The following is a 14,090-nucleotide window of genomic DNA, read 5'->3' on the forward strand; positions in this document are numbered from 1 at the left end:
CGGAGTCAACCGCAAGCTCTGAGCTTACGTCTTCCTCGTCGCGCGCCCATAGAGAAAACATAGCAGCGCCAGCAGCACCGCGGCCGAGAGCCCGAGCGACCAGTGAATGCCGATCGCCGCGCCGAACAGTCCGACCGTGATGCCGCTGAAGGCCCGCATCCCGAGCCCCGCCATGTTGTAGAGGCCGACGACGCGGCCGCGAATGTCGGACGGCGCGTTCAACTGCACCAGCGCCTGCGCCATGGTGTTGAACGACAGCTCGAAGAAGCCTGCAAAGAACAGCAGCACGATCGCGACCGGATAGATCCGCACCGAGGCGAAGCCGAGCAGCGCCACGCTCCACAGCATCGCAAGCATGATCGCGGTGCGCGGCGTACCCTTGAGCCGCCCCCAGGATTCCAGCGCGATGCCGGCGAGCAGCGCGCCGGCAGCATCTGCCGCGAGCAGCACGCTGTAGGAGATTCCGGGATCGCCATGGCCGAGATCGCCGGCAAAGCCCGGCATCTGGGCGTGATAGGCATTGCCGATCATGAAAGAGGTGAGGCCGGCGAGCCATGTCATCGCCGTCAGCACCGGCTGCGTGCCGATGGCGCCGATCGTCAGCATGATGTCGGCAAGGCCGCGCACCGCGAAGCGCCGCACGGCCACGCTGCTGTCGCGCACCGGCGCCCAGAACAGCCACAGCAGCATCGGCAGATAGAACAGCGTGTTGAAGATGATGCCATGCGAGGTGCCGAGCGTGAGCATGATGATGCCGCCGACGGCAGGTCCGACCAGAATGCCGAGATAGCGCGCCATCGCATTCAGCCGCACCGCGCTCGGAAGGTCGGCGGGGCCGACGAGATCGTAGAGCAGCAGCTGGTTCGGCGTCTGCCACAACACGCCGGCGCAGCCATGGATCACCAGCAGCAGCATGGCGTGCCACATCTCAATGGTGTCGGTGATGAAGAAGAAACCCCATCCAGCCGAGGCCACGATGAACAGCAACATGCCGCATTGAATGATGCGGCGCGGATCGACCCGGTCCGCGAGCCCGCCAACCGCGACCGAGAACAGCAGGAACGGCAGCCAGTGCGACAGCACGGCAAACCCCGCCAACGCGGGCGAATGGAATTTCTGGAACACCACCCAATAGCTGATCACATGCTCGATATTATCGGCCATCATCGCCAGCACGTAAGCGATGAACTGGAGTCGATACGGCACCGACTTCATCGCAGCGAACGATCCGGATGCGACGACAGGATTTTGAGGGAGGGGGTTCAAGAGGGCACCTGGGTGGGACTTTCGCGCCGTGCCTACACGTTCGCCGTCGAGCGCTCAAGACACTTGGGTGTGTGAGAACAGCGGTCCCGTAGCCTGGATGGAGCGACGCGTAATCCGGGATTCTCGCCTGCGGCTCCCCGTGTTCCGCTACGCTCCATACGGGCTACGCGCCCACGGCTTGGCATGACCGCGCATCTCACATACGCTGCTCGTCAGCTCGCACCAATCAGCCATAATAACAGACGGGCAGCGAGGACACGCCATGGACCAGATCCGCGTCTGCACCCACGCAGGGCCGGGCAGTGAGCCCGTCATTCGCACCGTGCCATGGCCGAAGGTTGGCAAAAAGGCCGCGCTGATCAAGGTCGGCGCGTGCGGCGTCTGCGGCACGGACCTGCACATCCTGAAAGGACATTGGCCGAAGCCGCTGCCCTGGCCGTTCACGCTCGGCCACGAGCTCGGCGGCATCATCGTCGAATGCGGCGACGAATTCACCGAGGACTTCATGAGCAAGCCGCTCAAGGTCGGATCAAAAGTGATGATCCCGCCGCTGATGCCGTGCGGCCGCTGCTATTACTGCATCCATTATCCCCTGAGCGCCAACAAGTGCCTGACGCCGGTTTACTACGGCCGCTATCTCGGCTTCGACAAGGCACCTCACATGTGGGGCGGCTGGGCCGAATATGTCTATGTCGATCTCGACATGCTGCCGGGCACCAAGATCTACAAATTGCCTGACGACATGTCGCTGCGGCTGGGTGCGCTGTCGGAGCCGCTGACCTCCTGCATCCGCGCCTTCAATCGCGCCAGCCGCGCCGGCGGTTTTTCCTGGGGCAACACGGTGGTGATCCAGGGCTCGGGCCCGATCGGCATTCTCGCAGTCGCCGCGGCGCAGGAGATGGGGGCAGGGCGCGTGATCTGCGTCGGTGCGCCGGAGGAGCCGCGGCTCAAGCTCGCGCGCGAGTTCGGCGCCGAGGCGACGGTGAACATCGACGAACTGAAGTCACCACGAGACCGCATCGCACGCGTACGCGACATCGTCGGCGGCTTCGGCGCCGATCTGGTGATGGATTGCTCGGGCCACCCCTCCGCCGGCCCCGAAGGCATCGAGATGCTGCGCGACGGCGGCACCTATGTCGAGATGGGCCAGTTCACAGACGCCGGCTCGATCGAGACCTCCTGGCACCGCATATGCACCAAGGATATCAACGTGCTGGGCTCCTGGGGTTTTACCGCCAACGATCTGCCGCTCGGCGTCGACATGCTCTATCGCACGGCGGACAAATATCCCTGGCTCAAGATGCAGACGATCTATCCGTTCACGGAAGAGGGGGTCGCACAGGCGGTCAGGGATGCGATGGCGATGAAGACGGTGAAATCAACCATCGTGCCGTGGCCGGAATTGGTGGAGTAACGATGGCATCGATCCCGCACGACCTCGCAGCGTTTCTGGTCGAATCCAAGCGCAGCACCTATGCGGGGCTGGACGACGACGCCACCGTGGCCGCTCCGCTGCTCAGAGGCTCCAAGCAGCTTGAGCATCGCGCGCCGCCTTATGCCTATCGCGATATCTATTTCGGGATGGGGTTCTTCGTCGGGCAGGAGACCGTGTCCCGGGATGAGCGCGTCATCTGGTCGATGAGCTACAGCGGTGGCGTCCGCGCGGAGATCACGGGGCGAGACACCTTCCTTGCGATCTACAAATTCCTGCGCAAGGCACTACTGGCCGTATCCGTGGAGGAGCCGTACCGGGGGCCGCATCTGTTTGAGCAGGACGGCATGATCTACCGCAACGAGGTCGAAGGCTCCTTCGATCGCTTCCACGGCATCGAGACGATTGCGCAGCAGGATGGCGCGCTGCTTTACGAGCTGCGCTATGGTGGTGGCATGTTGCGCTAGATGATCCGTAGCCCGGATGGAGCGCAGCGTAATCCGGGGCCGCCAGTCCCGTATTCCGCTACGCTCCATACGGGCTACGGGCCGGCGTTTGGAATGAAGGACGAGATGACAAACGAACAAACGACCGAGCCAGGCCAACGCACGCGCTCGCCCTTCCGTGCCATCCGCGCGATCGACTACACCGTCGTCTTCGTGCGCGACATGGCGGCGATGCGCCGCTTCTATGAAGACGTCCTCGCGTTTCCGCTGCTGCGGGAGCTGTCGCCGAACTGGATCGAGTACGGCTTGGGCCCCAACACGCTGGCTCTCGCTACACCGGGCCGAACTGCGACTGACGCGCCGACGCCGGCGGGCAGTGCCGCGCTGCAACTGGCCTTCGGGGTGTCCGCGGCCGAAGTCGATGCGTGTGCCGACGAACTCGCACGCCACGGCGTGGCGCTGCTGTCACCCCCAACGAACCAGTCGTTCGGGCATCGGACGCTGTTCTTTCGCGACCCCGACGGCAATCTTTTGGAAGTCTATGCGGAGATCTGAACCGCGGGAGCGGGCGGCCGTGCACGAAAAGTTCCATCGAGTTTTTCACGCCGGGGTGAAACTCAGGCCCGGGTTTCGGCTTTCAGTTCACGGGAGAGTTCATCGTGAAGCGGATCCTGAAACCCGTCACTTACATCCTGGCCGCCATCTACTTCCTGGTGGATGCGGTCTTCATGGCCGTGGCGAGGCCGATCTCGCGCTGGATCGGGCGGCATCTCCAGTTGAAGCGATTGCGCGGCTGGATCAGATCGCTGTCGCCTTATTGCTCGCTCGCCCTGTTTTCCGTGCCCGTCATCATCCTGGAGCCGGTCAAGCCCGTGGCGGCCTATCTCGCCGCAACCGGTCAGGTCGTGAGCGGGGCCGTGACATTCATCATCGGCGAGCTGCTCAAGCTGGTCCTGGTCGAGCGCCTGTTCCATCTCACGCGTGACAAGCTGATGCGGATTCCGGCCTTCGCCTGGGCCTATGGCAAGTTCACAGACGTCAAGGCATGGCTGCAGGCCACCGAAGCCTGGCGCGCGGTCCGAGCCTTGGGCCGCGCGGCAAGAGACACTGTTGCCCGGGCCAGAGCCAGGCTGGCTGGCGGCTTCGGCAGGCTGGTGGCCTCCAGGGATTAGGGCCCGCGCGTCGCTCTCTATGCGAGTTTGCGCACTGCGGCGGCGGCTTCGGTGGAAAATCCCGCTAGATGCAGCGAAACGGCTCGAAAACGCTGGATATAGTGGGTCGAGCTGGCCGGTAAGCTTATTCTCGGCATCACCAAAGCCATGCGTCATAGGCATGGTGATTTGCCCGCACTTGGCGTAAAGAGCGTCCAAATCAAATCACCACGCGTGCGGCTGGACCATTTGCCGCCTACGCAGCTTCAGGTCGCGCGGCTCGACGTTCCGCGCCTGGACCAACCAAGGTTTATCCCGTGTCTTTTCCGACCATGAGTGCGCCGCTCGCCCGAGCTTTGGCCGAGCGCAACTACGACCGTCCGACCCCCGTTCAGCTCGCCGTGCTGACCGATGAGGCCGCTGACCGCGACCTCTTGGTTTCGGCCCAGACCGGCTCCGGCAAGACCCTGGCCTACGGGCTGGCTATGGCCAAGGATTTGCTTGGCGACGCCGAGCGGTTCGAGCGGGCGGGTGCACCGCTTGCCCTGATCGTGGCGCCGACCCGCGAGCTTGCCTTGCAGGTCCATCGCGAGCTGGCGTGGCTGTACGAGCACGCGAGCGGGCGCGTCGTCTCCTGCGTCGGCGGCATGGACCCCAGGCGCGAGCAGCGCGAGCTTGCGGCCGGCGCTCATATCGTCGTCGGCACGCCCGGCCGGTTGTGCGATCATTTGCGCCGCGGCCGTCTCGATATCTCGGAATTAAAGGTGGTCGTGCTCGACGAGGCCGACGAGATGCTCAATCTCGGCTTTCGCGAAGACATGGAATTCATCCTCAAGACCACGCCGGACACGCGCCGCACCCTGATGTTCTCGGCGACGTTCCCGCGCGGCATCGTCGCGCTGGCCAAGCAGTATCAGCAGCGGGCGTTCCGGATCGAAGTCGCCGGCGACGAAGGCGGTCATGCCGATATCGAGTATCGCGCGATCCGGATCGCGCCCGGCGATGCCGAGCACGCCGTCGTCAACGTGTTGCGCTTCTACGAGGCACCGAGCGCGCTGGTGTTCTGCAGCACGCGCGATGGCGTCCGGCATTTGCAGGCGGCGCTGCTGGAGCGTGGCTTCTCCGTGGTCGCTCTGTCAGGCGAATTGACGCAGAACGAGCGAACCACGGCGTTGCAGTCGCTGCGGGACGGACGCTCGCGCGTCTGCGTGGCAACCGACGTCGCCGCCCGCGGCATCGATCTGCCGAGCCTCGACCTCGTCATTCATGCGGATCTGCCCAACGACGCCGAGGTCATGCAGCATCGCTCCGGCCGCACCGGACGCGCGGGCCGCAAGGGGACCAGCGTCATGCTGGTGCCGCCCGTGCGGCGGCGGCGTGCGGAAATGCTGCTGAACGTCTCGGGCATCGACGCGGTCTGGGGGACGGCGCCGCAGCCGGATGAGATCCGCAAGCTCGATCATGAGCGCATGAAGGACGTGCTGTTCACGGAGGAGACCACCGCCGACGATCGGGCGCTGGCGCAGGCGCTATTGGCCGAGCGGTCGGCCGAGGAGATCGCCGCGTCACTCGCACGGCTCTATCGCGCGCGGCTGCCATCGCCCGAAGACATCATGGATCCCGGCGAGCGAGCTGGCCGGCCGCGCGAGGATCGCGGCCGCAACGATACGCGCGCACCGCGCGACGATGTCCGCGCTTCGCGTGGCGACGATCGGCCCGAAAGGGCTCGTCCCAAAGCGGGCAAATCGTCGTCGAAACATGGCATGGCGGATGGCAGCGTCTGGTTCCGGGCCAACATCGGACGAAAAAAGAACGCGGAAGCGCGCTGGCTGTTGCCGATGATCTGCCGCCGTGGCGGCATCGACAAGGGCGATATCGGCGCGATCAAGATCATGGACACCACGACCGAATTCGAAATTTCCCAGCGGGTCGCGGACTCCTTCGCCGTGAAGATCAAGCGTCCGGACAAGGAAGACAATATCCGCCTCGAGCCGATGGCGGATGCGCCGCAGCGGCAAGCGGCTTCGGAAGAGCGGCCCCACGCGCCGCGGCGCGAGAGCGGCGACAGCGATCATCGTGAACGTCGAGACGATCGCCCGCGCGACAAGAGCGAATTCAAGCCGCGCGGCAAGACTTTCGGCGAGCGCCCGACGAAATTCGACGACGCTCCGGCGTTCGCGAAGAAAAAGAAACATAAGACCAAGCCGGGCCATTCCGAAGCTTCGGTCACGCCGTGGTCTGAAAAGGGTGCGTCGGGCAAGAAGCCGAAGAAGAAAAAGCATCGCGGTTGAACGGGCGCTGTTCAGCAGCGACAGCAACGATGCCGCCGGATTGCACCGGCGACATCATCTGAAAAGCCGGATGGGCTCAGCGGCCACCGCCGCCGCCGCCACCACCACCACCTCCGCCGCCACCACCGCCGGCATCGCGCATCGACGAGATGTAGCGGGGATCGGTCTGCTTCATGTAGGTGGGCGAGGTGTCGTGAGTGACGCTGACGCGGCTTCTGCCGCTCGGCGTTGGCTGCTCGATCAGGATGCCGCAGCCCTCGAAGAAAGCGGAATCGCAGCCATAGGTCCGGAATTGAGCCGCGTTGGCACTGGTTGCGCTGAACGCGGCCGTCGCAGCCAAGGCAAGCAAAGCAAGTTTCGACAATGTGAGTTTCATGGAAATTCTCCAGCCTCGATTCGGCGAGACCAGAACGGTCCGCACAGTTCTTGGACGAGAGCTGATCGAACCCGGTTCGAGGGAATAGCTTCACGCCGGCGTGAGCTGCGCCGGCGGGGCAGGGACGTTACGTCGCAGCGAGGTCGCGCAGCATGTAGGTTGCGCTGTCGCCGTAGGACGCGAGCTTTGCCCGCAGCTCCGCATCCGCCGTGACCGGCCGAAAGCCGAGACGCTGCCACAGCGGCCGCGTGGCGTAGACCGACACCAATGCGAGCATCGCGATTCCTGACGCGCGCGCGAGCTGTTCGACCACGACGACATAGTCGCGCGCAACGCCGCCGCGAAAGTCGGGCAGCACCGCGACGTCGTGCAAATAGAGGCAATCCGCATGGCCGGGCAATTGCTCGAGGAAGCCGTCGAGCGGCGGAATCCGGTGCTGCATCCAGGGATGCGCGAGACCGTAGCCGACGATCCCGTCGTCCGCGACAAGCACGCGGCAGCCGTCAGGATAGAGCCGCATCTTTTCCGCGAAGACCTCAGGCCGCTCAGGCAGATCAGGATGGATCCGCGCTGCGATCACGCTGATCGCCGGCAGATCGGAGGCGCGGGCGGGACGCCAATGCGGCTTGCTCATGTCGATCCGTCGTTCCGTCTCAATCATCCCAGTTTATTCCGATGCGACGATGCGCGCAGCGAAAAATATCTTTGCCGCGATCTCAGGAATACGACGGCTCGCGCGGCGTCCTACCCATGCAAGCCCATTGCATGACAGGAGAGACCATGACGACATCCTCGATCCGCCTCGCGCTCACGCTCGCAATATCGCTCGCGATGGTTCCCGCTGCTTTCGCGGCACCGCCGACCAAGACCGGCAAGACCGACAAGGGCAATGTGCTCACCGACGCGAAGGGCATGTCGCTCTATACTTTCGACAAGGACGCGGATGGCAAGTCGGCCTGTAATGGTGCCTGCGCGACCAACTGGCCGGTGCTGAAGGCCGAAGCGAGCGATGCCGCCGCCGACGGCTACACCATCATCACGCGCGACGACGGCTCGAAGCAATGGGCCTACAAGGGTAAGCCGCTCTACACCTTTGCCAAGGACACCAAGCCCGGCGACGTCACCGGCGACGGCTTTCTGAACGGCGCCTGGCATTTGGCGATGCCGTGAGCGGGGTGCACTCCTAGCGCAGCCCCTCATACACCATCAGCCCGCGTGCGATCTGCAGTTTGCGGATCGCGCGCGGCAGCAGTTTTTCCGGCTGGTGCAGATAGCGCCAGGAGGTGAGGGCGAACGGGCCGAGCGCGCCGCATTCGTCGTCGAACGGCGCGAGCACGCCTGTCACGCTCACAGGTGTATGCGGGCGGGCATTGAACGGCAGCAGCAGCAGCTCGAGATGCGCCTTGCTCCCGTCGTCGCGCGCGGCGGTGATGCCGGCGATTGCGCCGAGGCTCTCGTCGGCGACGATGGTCGTGATCTCCTCGATCTCGCGGCGGCTGCCTTCGTCGAACAGCGCCGCGAAGCTCGAGTCCTTGAGGTCGCACCCCGCGAGCGCGCAGACGCGCGTGCCGGCGACGCGGAACGGGAAGCCGAGATGGGGCTCGCAGGACAGCACGAAGATATCACCGAGCAGGCCGCGCACGGCGGCCGGATCGATATCGGCCCGGTCTGGCGCCCGCGCAGTACCGCGCTTCTCGTTCCAATATGCGAAGAACTCGCGGCTCGACGGATGTTTCATGGCTGAACGCTTATCCCGGGGCGCAAGCTTGCGGGACAAACCTGTCCCGCTTCAGTGCAGCCACGATCCCTGTGTTGTTGTGCAGGAGGGACTTTGCAGCGTCCATGCCGCCGCGGCGTTTTCGGCGCCCTTGGCGCTGCCTTTGCGTCGTTAACGTTAAATTAACTATGCGCTTTCCGTGCGCCGCCCCGCTGCTATGGTGGCCGCGGTCGCAAGCTTCGCCGCTTTTCTCCAGGTTCTCGGCGAGGCCTGTACACAGGCGTCAAACAGTTTGGTCACCGGCCGCGGGGAGGGGTGGGGATATTCCCGTCTCTCTGGGTACCGGAAGTCCGACACGGATAGGCAGGGCTTTCCCAGGGCCCTGCCTTTTCCTTTTGTGCACTTGCGCAGGGCGGGCAAAGGCGACTATCTCCAAGGCCTGTCGTCAAGACTGTCGCTCCGATCGCGCCTGAAAGCGAAGCCGCCTTGGATTCCCCGCCAAATTCTCCGCCGCAAGATCCTCCGTTGCAAGATGCTTCGTTGGAGGTGCCGGCCGTTGTCGGGGAGCCTCCGCGCGAGCCGATCCTGACGCTGCCGTTCGCGCTGACCGCCTATATCCTCCTGCTCGCGGCGATCCATCTGCGGGTGCTGCTGCCGCCGGAGCTGGAGAACTGGACCATCGACGTCTTCGGCTTCATCCCGAAGCGCTACGATTCCTCGCTGCTCAATCTGGAAATTCCCGGCGGGGCCGGCGCGAAGGTCTGGACCTTCGTCACCTATTCGCTGTTGCACGCCAATCTCACCCATATCGGCTTCAACGTGTTGTGGCTGTTGCCGTTCGGCAGCGCGCTGGCGCGGCGCTTTGGCGCCATCAGGTTCTTCCTGTTCCTCGCGGTGACGGCGGCGGCCGGCGCGCTTGCCCATCTCGTCACCCATGAGCACGCGGTGGCGCCGATGATCGGCGCCTCGGCCTCGGTGTCCGGCGCGATGGCGGCGGCCATCCGCTTCGCCTTCGTTCGCGGCAGCTTCCTGTCGTTCAGCCGATCGGATGCCGATACCGCCGCAAGAGTTCCGGCGCTGCCGCTGGCGCGCGCGCTGCGCGACGGGCGAGTGCTTGGTTTCCTCGCGGTGTGGTTCGGCGTGAACATCGTCTTCGGCGTCGGCGCGATCGGCGTCGATAGCGAGACCACGAGCGTCGCATGGCAGGCGCATATCGGCGGCTTCCTTGCCGGCCTGTTGCTGTTCACGCTGTTCGATCCCGTGCCGCGCGTGCGAAGCGATGCTGCGGATGCGTCATCACGGGACATTTCAGACCGCATTTGAAGCGGCGCTTGCGGCGCCGCCCGAATTCATCCATCATTCCCGAGAAGAATGTTCCGAAGCGACAGGCCGCTAGCGGCTTTGCTTCGCAAAGCGCCCGAGCGTGAAACCGGCGCTGAAACTGTTAGTTGAAGACTCGAAGAACAAGTCCGGACCGCGAACAGCGGACGGTTGCGATTCAGGGAGGCGACAATGACGGTACGTTCGATTCTCAACACCAAGGGCCACCAGATCATGAGCGTCGAGCCGGACGCGAAGCTGGCGGTCGCGGTCAAACTGCTCGGCGAGAAGAAGATCGGCGCTGTGCTGGTGATGAACCAGAGCCGGCTGGAAGGCATCCTCTCGGAGCGCGACATCGTGCGGGTGATCGGCGAGCGCGGCGCCGGCGCGCTGGAGGAGCCGGTCTCTCAGGTCATGACCCGCAAAGTGGTCACCTGCAAAGAGACCGACACGGTCGCCGAGCTCATGGAGATGATGACCACCGGCAAGTTCCGCCATCTGCCCGTGGTCGACAACGGCAAGGTGGTCGGCCTGATCTCGATCGGCGACATCGTCAAGCGTCGGGTGCAGGAATACGAGTCCGAGCAGGAAGCTCTGCGCGACTACATCAAGACCGCCTGATCAGTAAGACCGCCTGATCAGGCCTGCTGGTCGGCTTTGGGCGCGGCGCCCTCGGGCGCCGGCGCCAGTTCCTGGATTGCCTCCTGGATGGACTCCAGCGCGCGCTCGGCAGCGCGGGTGCCCAGGGCGATGAGGTCCTCGGAGCGGTGGAAATCGAACCAGCCGAATTGACCGATCCGCGGTGTGATCAGCATATCGGGCGGATCGCCGGCGAGGCGGGCACGGGTGATGCGGTCCTGCATGATGTTGAAGGCGTCGACCATCACCGAAGAGAGGCCGGGCCGGGCGCTGCCGCCGCCGAAGAACTCGCGCTTCACCGTCTTCTCAGGCGAGAAGAATCTCGGGAAGCGCCGCTTTGACGCCGGCTCTTCGGTCGGGGGGATCACCGGTTCAGGTATCGCGCCGTGCGAATACACCGTCGTCGAATAGGTGAAGATGTCGCTGGAAAGATTTGCGGCGATGACGATTTCCGCGCCGAGCGCACGGGCGGCCGAGACCGGCACCGGGTTCACCAATGCGCCGTCGACCAGCCAGCGATCGCCGATCAGGACCGGAGAGAAGATGCCCGGCAGCGCATAGGAGGCGCGCATCGCGTCGACCACGCGCCCGCGCGTCAGCCAGATCTCGTGGCCGGTACGGACCTCGGTCGCGACGGCGGCGAACTTGATCGGGAGATCCTCGATCTGGCTCTGGCCGCAGGCAGCCTCGAGCCGGGTCGCCAACTTCTCGCCGCCGATCAGGCCGGAGCCGTTGAGGCGGATGTCGAGATAGCCGAGGATGTTGCGCATCCCTTGCAGGCTGCGGCCCCATTCTTCCAGCGTATCGAGCCGGCCGGCCGCATAGAGGCCGCCGACCACCGCGCCGATCGAGGTGCCGACCACGACGTCGGGCACGATTCCGTTGGCGAGCAGGGTCCGGATAATGCCGATATGAGCGAAGCCGCGCGCCGCGCCGCCGCCAAGCGCAAGGCCGATGACCGGCCGGCGGATGCTGCCCAGGCCGACTTTCTCGGCGACCCTATCGCTGTTCGAACCCCGACCCTTCAATATGTCCAGCACCGAAACTCTCCTACGCCGGGACCCGCCATCAGACTAGGCACCGTACTCGCGCTCCGCCAGAACCGGGCCGAAGCATGGTTTATGCCGGTTTGGGAAGCGCACGGGGCAGGAGTATGGCGAGGCGCAGCTGCCTCTCGGGTAATCACGCAGGCGTCAACCAGGTTCCAAAACCGTGTCGGGCCGTATTTCTCGGGGAGTCAGAGGCTTGAATTTGCCGCGTTTTCGGTGAAAAGCAGGTGGCATGACTCTCGGGGGTGACGGCATCATCGGATGGCGGCGCAGCGCATCGCTGCTGCCGGCGCTGGTCCTTGCTGCCTGCCTCTATACTCTTGGCCAAAATGCTGCGCAGGCGCAGCTTTTCTCCGATCGTCCGCCGCCGGTGCCGCCCGCGTCGGTGCCAGATCCCGGCGGTGCCGTCAGCCTGGCGCCGCCCTCCGGCCCGGGTGCCGGACCGCCGAGCCTGCCGCCGACCCTGTTGCAGCCGACCACGCCCAGCATGCCGCCGCCCGCGGTCACGACCGTGCCGTCCGCTCCGCCGCTCAACGCGGCCGTGCCCGGACAGGGCGTGCTGTCGCTGACGGCGAAATACGGCAAGGACACCCCGCCGATCACCAGCGGTCTGGTCTGGCGCGTGTTTGCCGATCGTCCCGACGAGAACGGCACCTTCAAGCTGATCCGCGAAGACCGCAATGCCACGCCGAACATCGTGCTGCCGCCCGGCAATTACGTCGTGCACGTCGCCTTTGGTCTGGTCAGCGCGGTGCGCACCGTCGCCCTGAAGGCCGAAACCGACCGGGAATCCTTCGTGCTGCCCGCCGGCGGCTTGCGCATCGAGGGCCGCGTCGGCACCAGTCGCATTCCGCAGAACCAGATCTCGTTCGCGATCTACAAGGGCAGCCAGTTCGAATCCGGCGAGCGCGCCTCCCTGGTGCCGAACGTCGCCGCCGGTGACGTCGTGCTGCTGCCGGAGGGTACCTATTACATCATCTCGAATTACGGTGATGCCAATTCGGTGGTGCGCTCGGACATCCGCGTCCAGGCCAGCAAGCTCACCGACGTCACCATCACCCACCGCGCCGCCGTCATCACGCTCAAGCTTGTCAGCGACAGGGGCGGCGAGGCGCTCGCCAACACCGCCTGGTCGGTGCTGACCCCGGGCGGCGACGTCATCAAGGAATCGATCGGCGCCTTTCCGCGCGTCGTGCTCTCCGAAGGCGAATACCGCGCCATCGCCAAGAACGAGGGCAAGGTTTACGAGCGCGGCTTCAACGTCGTCAACGGCGTCGACGGCGAAGTAGAAGTCGTCGCGCGGTAGTGCGTGAGCGGTGATCCCGCATGCGGCCCGACGCAGGTCTTCGTGTCTGGTGAATACTTCTCATTCAGCGCACGGATCTCCCATATCGTATTACCGCCAGTCCCGCGTGCGAAAGCAGATGCTCTCCGCTGCCCGGTTTGGCGTTGCGATTTGGTTGGTGTTTCGATTTGAACAGCTCTGGCAGCGCTACCAAGCAGGACCGACCAACACCGGCACTGCCGGCTTATTCCAGCGACGCCGCGACTTCCTCACAGCCGGTGCAAGATACCTATTTCCGATAATCAATTTTAGTCGCTTTCCATCCTGCTGCGCTATATGTCGGGCATCACTCCAACGGAGGAGGCCGGAGCAGGCTCGTGCGTCTGCGAGACCGGCAAGGAGCAGGGGCCAAGCTCGTCGACATGTTCGAAGTGATCCTCACCAGGCGTAAGCGGTTCGGCTGGCGGTGGCAGGTGTGCGACCAATCCGGCAAGAAATTTGCCGATGGCTTCGAGCGCACCCGGCCGTCCGCCAAATATCATGGCGAGCGCGCATTGTTCTTTCTGTTGTCGCAGGCCCATCTGCGCAGCCGCTTGGCGACGTCCAGCGAGGACTAGTCGCGTCCGAAGGTCCGTAGCCCGGATGGAGCGCAGCGCAATCCGGGACCGCTGCGTCCGCCTTCGACAACCCCGGATTACGCTGCGCTCCATCCGGGCTACAAGGCCGTGTGTTGCCCGTCGGGCAAAACACCCAAACTGTCCGTCAACGCGCGCCACTAAAAATATTCCACTTTACCGAAATTCGGAAATAGCATATCCAGGCCTCACTCCGGCCCAAGGAAGAGGGGCGTATCGCGATCGTCACGAACGCGGGCCGGATGGCGGTGGACGTTGGTCACATCGGCGCGATGGGCTTCGCAGGGCGGGCAACCGTGAGTGAAGGCCTCGCGCGCACGACCGGTGTGATCGGCGTACGGCAAAATCGTGTGGTCCTGACGCCCGGGGTCTGTGCGTCAAGCGTTGCGGTGATGTGGGTTGCCCGACCGGGCACACGCATCAGCCATCCGCAAGGCGACGGGGGCAATAGTGCATCGCTCCCCGGGGAGATCACGACATAAG

15 protein-coding genes are annotated in these 14,090 nt (G+C 64.7%); 10 read left to right on the plus strand and 5 right to left on the minus strand.

Going from position 1 to position 14,090, the window contains the following annotated elements; genetic code table 11:
- Window positions 1-24: 24 nt before the first annotated feature.
- Window positions 25-1,266, minus strand: a complete 1,242-nt coding sequence (locus tag AC0L3S_RS15685; protein ID WP_473279673.1) for an MFS transporter — start codon at window positions 1,264-1,266, stop codon at window positions 25-27.
- 262 nt (window positions 1,267-1,528) lie between these two features.
- Between AC0L3S_RS15685 and AC0L3S_RS15690 the strand changes: the two genes are divergently transcribed.
- The 5 genes from AC0L3S_RS15690 (at window position 1,529) to AC0L3S_RS15710 (ending at window position 6,586) form a co-directional block, all read left to right on the plus strand.
- The gene (locus tag AC0L3S_RS15690; protein ID WP_473279675.1) at window positions 1,529-2,680 is read left to right on the plus strand and encodes a zinc-binding dehydrogenase; all 1,152 of its coding nucleotides are present in this window, start codon (window positions 1,529-1,531) and stop codon (window positions 2,678-2,680) included.
- Window positions 2,681-2,682: 2 nt separating this feature from the next.
- Window positions 2,683-3,165: a DUF5680 domain-containing protein gene (locus AC0L3S_RS15695; RefSeq protein ID WP_473258775.1), complete on the plus strand. Its 483-nt coding sequence runs from the start codon at window positions 2,683-2,685 to the stop codon at window positions 3,163-3,165.
- Window positions 3,166-3,258: 93 nt separating this feature from the next.
- The gene (locus tag AC0L3S_RS15700; RefSeq protein WP_473279677.1) at window positions 3,259-3,699 is read left to right on the plus strand and encodes a VOC family protein; all 441 of its coding nucleotides are present in this window, start codon (window positions 3,259-3,261) and stop codon (window positions 3,697-3,699) included.
- A gap of 104 nt (window positions 3,700-3,803) precedes the next feature.
- Window positions 3,804-4,316, plus strand: coding sequence for a hypothetical protein (locus tag AC0L3S_RS15705; RefSeq protein WP_473279679.1), 513 nt, complete (start codon window positions 3,804-3,806; stop codon window positions 4,314-4,316).
- 311 nt (window positions 4,317-4,627) lie between these two features.
- On the plus strand, window positions 4,628-6,586 hold the full coding sequence (locus AC0L3S_RS15710) for a DEAD/DEAH box helicase (protein WP_473279701.1): 1,959 nt from the start codon (window positions 4,628-4,630) through the stop codon (window positions 6,584-6,586).
- Between the two features lie 76 nt (window positions 6,587-6,662).
- On the opposite strand, the gene AC0L3S_RS15715 is transcribed toward AC0L3S_RS15710, so the two are convergent.
- Both AC0L3S_RS15715 and AC0L3S_RS15720 read right to left on the minus strand, forming a co-directional pair.
- Window positions 6,663-6,962, minus strand: a complete 300-nt coding sequence (locus AC0L3S_RS15715) for a hypothetical protein (RefSeq protein ID WP_473279681.1) — start codon at window positions 6,960-6,962, stop codon at window positions 6,663-6,665.
- A 127-nt stretch (window positions 6,963-7,089) separates the two neighbouring features.
- Window positions 7,090-7,596 carry a GNAT family N-acetyltransferase gene (locus AC0L3S_RS15720; protein ID WP_473259426.1) on the minus strand — a complete coding sequence of 169 codons (507 nt, stop codon included), beginning with the start codon at window positions 7,594-7,596 and terminating at the stop codon, window positions 7,090-7,092.
- Between the two features lie 146 nt (window positions 7,597-7,742).
- On the opposite strand from AC0L3S_RS15720, the gene AC0L3S_RS15725 reads away from it, so the two are divergent.
- Window positions 7,743-8,132: a COG4315 family predicted lipoprotein gene (locus AC0L3S_RS15725; RefSeq protein ID WP_473279683.1), complete on the plus strand. Its 390-nt coding sequence runs from the start codon at window positions 7,743-7,745 to the stop codon at window positions 8,130-8,132.
- A gap of 13 nt (window positions 8,133-8,145) precedes the next feature.
- Here the strand turns inward: AC0L3S_RS15725 and AC0L3S_RS15730 are convergent, their stop codons facing one another.
- Complete coding sequence (locus tag AC0L3S_RS15730) at window positions 8,146-8,700, minus strand: PAS domain-containing protein (RefSeq protein WP_473279685.1); 555 nt, start codon at window positions 8,698-8,700, stop codon at window positions 8,146-8,148.
- 465 nt (window positions 8,701-9,165) lie between these two features.
- Here AC0L3S_RS15730 and AC0L3S_RS15735 point away from each other — a divergent pair, with 465 nt between their 5' ends.
- Window positions 9,166-10,002 carry a rhomboid family intramembrane serine protease gene (locus AC0L3S_RS15735; protein WP_473279687.1) on the plus strand — a complete coding sequence of 279 codons (837 nt, stop codon included), beginning with the start codon at window positions 9,166-9,168 and terminating at the stop codon, window positions 10,000-10,002.
- A 189-nt stretch (window positions 10,003-10,191) separates the two neighbouring features.
- Window positions 10,192-10,620 (plus strand): CBS domain-containing protein, encoded by a 429-nt coding sequence (locus tag AC0L3S_RS15740; RefSeq protein WP_007611784.1) that lies wholly within the window; start codon window positions 10,192-10,194, stop codon window positions 10,618-10,620.
- A 17-nt stretch (window positions 10,621-10,637) separates the two neighbouring features.
- Here AC0L3S_RS15740 and AC0L3S_RS15745 read toward each other — a convergent pair whose 3' ends face one another.
- On the minus strand, window positions 10,638-11,678 hold the full coding sequence (locus AC0L3S_RS15745; protein ID WP_473258758.1) for a patatin-like phospholipase family protein: 1,041 nt from the start codon (window positions 11,676-11,678) through the stop codon (window positions 10,638-10,640).
- Between the two features lie 241 nt (window positions 11,679-11,919).
- On the opposite strand from AC0L3S_RS15745, the gene AC0L3S_RS15750 reads away from it, so the two are divergent.
- Together AC0L3S_RS15750 and AC0L3S_RS15755 are read left to right on the plus strand one after the other, a co-directional pair.
- On the plus strand, window positions 11,920-12,993 hold the full coding sequence (locus AC0L3S_RS15750; protein ID WP_473258755.1) for a hypothetical protein: 1,074 nt from the start codon (window positions 11,920-11,922) through the stop codon (window positions 12,991-12,993).
- A gap of 356 nt (window positions 12,994-13,349) precedes the next feature.
- Entirely contained in the window at window positions 13,350-13,589 is a 240-nt protein-coding gene (locus AC0L3S_RS15755) for a hypothetical protein (protein ID WP_473258753.1), read from the plus strand.
- Window positions 13,590-14,090: the final 501 nt, after the last annotated feature.

It is taken from the genome of Bradyrhizobium sp. Ken01 (assembly GCF_055807355.1).